Genomic DNA, 3779 nt, shown 5'->3' with positions numbered 1-3779 from the left:
CGTCCACGGGTTCTACGCAAGCAGAAAAGGCCCATCATCACGCGGATGCTGTGACCAGCGCCGAGGCGTCCACTTCCTATGTTTGCCCCATGCACCCAGAGGTCACCTCCGACACGCCCGGCTCCTGCCCCAAATGCGGCATGGACCTCGTTCCGCAGGCCGAGGCCGGAGGCCACGCGCACAGTGGACATGGCAGTCACAAGCACCACGCGCACACGCCAGCCCAAGAGGGCCAAGGGGGGCACGCTGCGCATGGCGCACACGGGCAGCAGGATGCGCATAGCGAGCATCATGGCCACGCAGGCCACGGCGCAGCGCCCGACATCCCGGGGATCGAGCCACATTTCATGTCCATGGTCGAGCTGACGGAAGGCAAACCGGTCAGCCCCGACGGGTTGGTGATGGAATGGATAGACGCTCCATTCGGCCCATTCTTCCCGGGTCTGCCAAGCGGACTGCATATGGTTCTGACCCTCGATGGAGACAGCGTCGCGGGCGCCGAGATCAGAGGGATGGAGGCGGCAGCGCTGCCATCAGGCGTTGCTCTCGAAGACTTTGCTGCAAGTCTTGCAGACGCGGTGCCCCTGTCACCTGTGGCGATGCGCGAACTGGCCTGCCGCGCTGCCGAAGCTGCAACAGGGCAGACCGCGCCGAAAGACGTGCTGACGGCGCGCGCCGCGGCGGTTGAACGCGAAAGGATCGCAAGCCATCTCAACTGGCTTGCCGGGTTGGCTCGACAAGCGGGCCTTGCACCGCTGGGGCGCCGGGCGGCGGCCATGGAACACCGCGTCCGGACGGCTAAAGCGGATGACGTGGCAGAGCAAGCAACCTCTATAACGAGCCTTCTGCACGTTGCACTCAACCGATCACTTATGGGACCAAAACTGACCGGGATCGGGACGCTTCAGGGAGCATCGGAAGGTCCTGTGGCACGTGCGGCGGGCCATGCGTCCGATGCCAGACACGGCGACGGGGTCTACGACGAATTAGGTTTCGAACCGATCACGCAGGATGAAGGCGACGCGATGGCGCGGCTACGCCAACGCTGTGCGGAGATTGCGCAAAGCCTTGATCTGATAGCCGAGGCGGGCGCGATTGCGATACCAGTGATGCCGCGTGCAAAAGGCGACGGCCATGGCATGGCCACACTGGAAACACCGCGCGGACCGGCAACCCTGCACCTGACATTGAAGGGTGGCATGGTTTCCTCGACCCATCTGACCACACCTTTCGCGGCACTCGCTGCGCATGTGCCCGACCTGATAAAGCAGATGGAACTTGCCGACGCACTGACCGCAATCGCCTCGCTCGATCTTGATCCCTGGAGCGCGTCACAATGAGTATCGCGATGATCCTTTTGGCGCTTGCTGTCGGCTGCTACGCAGTGGCCGTTCTGGAAAGCTGGGCGGTTCACGGACGCCTGAGCCTGACACGCCCGGCGACTTCGGCACTTGCTCTTTTGGGCCGTGAACAGATCATGCCCCGCACGCCCGACCGGCTCTTCTTCGAATCCGGCCCGGTCCTACTGCTGGTCGCGGGATTGCTGTCGGTGGCGGTGATCCCGCTGGCGCCGGGGCTGATCATTACCGATCTGGCCATTGGCGCGTTGTTTCTGAACGCCGCGCTGGCCTATGTACTGGTTGCCCTTATCATGGCGGGCTGGGGGCCCAACGGAGCTTATGGGATGATCGGCGGCTGGCGCTTTCTGGGCCAGTTCATCGCCTATGCCATGCTGATCGTGATGCCCATAACGGCAGTGGCGATGCGGGCGGAGTCGCTCTCCACCACCCAGATCGTCCTGTCTCAGGCGGCGCTGTGGAACGTCGCCTATCAGCCCATCGGCTTCGTCCTGTTCGTCATCGCGGCGATGGGTGTCGCCTGGCTGCCGCCCATCGACCTGCCCACCGGCGGCGGCGATCTGGCGGGTGGAGTCGAGGCCGAATACACCGGCGCGCGGCTGGCCGTCCTGCGGCTGGCACGGCTTGTGATCATCGTCGCACTGGCCAGCGCAACCGTCACTTTCTACCTCGGAGGCTGGCTTGGCCCGTGGCTGCCGGGCTGGGTTTGGACTGCGCTCAAGACGCTCGCCGTGGCAGCAGGGATGCTTGCGCTCGGATCCAGACTGCCGCGCCTGCGCGAGGCGAAGTATCTTGAACTGAGCTGGAAGCTCGGCATCACCCTGGCGCTGGCCAATATCTTCCTTGTGGGCGTCATCGCCCTCGTGGTGCCGATATGAGCCTTGCCACCGCCCTGTTTCTCGCGTTTTTCGGTGTTGCCGCGATCTGGTTCGGGATCGTCGTCTTTCGCACGCATTCCATGGTGCGTTCGGCCATCGCGCTCCTCTTCAGTCAGACCGCCATCGGGGCGATGTTCCTTGTCATGCAAGCCGAGTTCCTGGGCGTGCTCCAGATCATGATGATGGCCACCGAGATGAGCGTCATGGCGATCTTCATGGTCATGTTCATGATGGACCCCGGCGGCATGGGCAAGATGGACATGACACACCAGAAACGCCTGTCGCTCTGGGCAGGCGGGATTGGCTTGGTTGCCGCGCTTGTGGTGATCTGGACCGCCGGCTGGCAAGGCCCCGTGCCCGACGTGCCCGGGGCCGATGAACAGGCGCGCTTGCTGGGACGCGAAATCCTCGGACGCTCGATGTTCATCTTTGAAAGCGCGGCGCTGATGATCCTGACCGCGATGATCGCCGCGACCATGGTCGCCATCGCCCCGCAAGAGGAGGACACCCCATGATCCCCGAGCTCATGATCGCGCTCAGCGTCGGTGCGGCGCTTTTCGGCGTTGGTCTCTATGGCGCGCTCAGCCAGACCAACCTTGTCATGATCATCATGGGGGTCGAGCTGATCCTTGCCGCGGCACTGCTCAATCTCGTGGCGTTCTGGCGCTATCTGCACCCCGATGTGACCGCGGCGAAGATGTTCGTGCTAATTGTCATGGCGGTGATGGCGGTCGAGATGGCCGTGGGTTTCGGCATCGCCATCGCGCGGTTCCGCTCGCGCGGGTCGGTCGAGATGGAAGAAGCGCGGGAGCTCAAGGGGTGATCTGGCTGGCGCTGACGATCCTCGCGCCCCTGGGCGCGGGCCTGACGGCCCTTGCGCTGCGGCGGGCGCCGGAGGCGATTGCGCTAATCGGCGCAGCCCTGGGCCTTGCCGGGGCAATTGCGCTGTTCGCCGGGGTGGCGGGCGGTACGGATATCACGGCCAGTCTGCCTTTCCTGCCGGACCTGCCGATCCGGTTGGTGGCCAGCCCGCTGACGGCAACGCTGGCGCTGGTCGTCGCGACCGTCGCGGCCATGGTCCTGACCTATGCGGCGGGCTACATGGCGCAGGATCCGGAACGCCCCCGCTTTTTCGGCACCATGCTGATGTTCGTGGCCGCGATGCAACTTCTGGTGCTGTCGGGCGACTGGATCACACTTCTGGCGGCGTGGGAAATGATCGGTTTCGCCTCTTACCTTCTGATCGGGTTTTGGCACGGACGCAACGGAGTGCCCGGGGCGGCCATGAGGGCGTTCCTCTATACCCGGACGGCCGATCTGGGCCTCTACCTCGCGGCCTTCCTGCTGATCGGTATCGCCGGAACCTCCGAGATATCGGCCACGCTTGCCACCACCGGCACCCCGGCGCTGATCGCGGGCCTGCTGCTCTTGTTCGCGGCGATGGGCAAGTCGGCGCAGGTGCCGATGCAGGACTGGCTGATGCGGGCGATGGCGGGACCAACGCCGGTGTCTGCCCTGCTCCACTCGGCCACGCTGGTAGCGG

Annotated in this window: 5 protein-coding genes; all 5 read left to right on the top strand. The window is 64.7% G+C overall.

What is annotated here, in order from left to right; translation table 11 throughout:
* On the top strand, positions 1-1340 hold a 1340-nt coding region (locus DRF71_RS29260; protein ID WP_332872079.1), incomplete at its 5' end, for a heavy metal-binding domain-containing protein.
* Positions 1337-2236: a complex I subunit 1/NuoH family protein gene (locus tag DRF71_RS22785; RefSeq protein WP_043847419.1), complete on the top strand. Its 900-nt coding sequence runs from the start codon at positions 1337-1339 to the stop codon at positions 2234-2236. The genes DRF71_RS29260 and DRF71_RS22785, both read left to right, overlap by 4 nt.
* A complete protein-coding gene (locus DRF71_RS22780; protein ID WP_078523484.1) occupies positions 2233-2751 on the top strand; it encodes an NADH-quinone oxidoreductase subunit J family protein in 519 nt (172 codons plus the stop codon). Before DRF71_RS22785 ends, DRF71_RS22780 begins: the two co-directional genes overlap by 4 nt.
* Positions 2748-3059, top strand: coding sequence for an NADH-quinone oxidoreductase subunit NuoK (gene nuoK, locus DRF71_RS22775; protein ID WP_050532696.1), 312 nt, complete (start codon positions 2748-2750; stop codon positions 3057-3059). Before DRF71_RS22780 ends, nuoK begins: the two co-directional genes overlap by 4 nt.
* A partial coding sequence (locus tag DRF71_RS22770) for a proton-conducting transporter transmembrane domain-containing protein (protein ID WP_269814398.1) occupies positions 3056-3779 on the top strand: 724 nt, incomplete at its 3' end. The genes nuoK and DRF71_RS22770, both read left to right, overlap by 4 nt.

Source organism: Pseudogemmobacter bohemicus, assembly GCF_003290025.1.
GTDB lineage: Bacteria > Pseudomonadota > Alphaproteobacteria > Rhodobacterales > Rhodobacteraceae > Pseudogemmobacter > Pseudogemmobacter bohemicus.
Note: the sequence above shows the minus strand (reverse complement) of the source record. Positions and strands in the feature narration are given on the sequence as shown.

Bases quoted from the DNA above. Each gene is read 5' to 3' on its own strand.
- DRF71_RS22785 (WP_043847419.1), top strand. From the start codon at position 1,337: ATGAGTATCGCGATGATCCTTTTGGCGCTTGCTGTCGGCTGCTACGCA.
- DRF71_RS22780 (WP_078523484.1), top strand. From the start codon at position 2,233: ATGAGCCTTGCCACCGCCCTGTTTCTCGCGTTTTTCGGTGTTGCCGCG.
- nuoK (WP_050532696.1), top strand. From the start codon at position 2,748: ATGATCCCCGAGCTCATGATCGCGCTCAGCGTCGGTGCGGCGCTTTTC.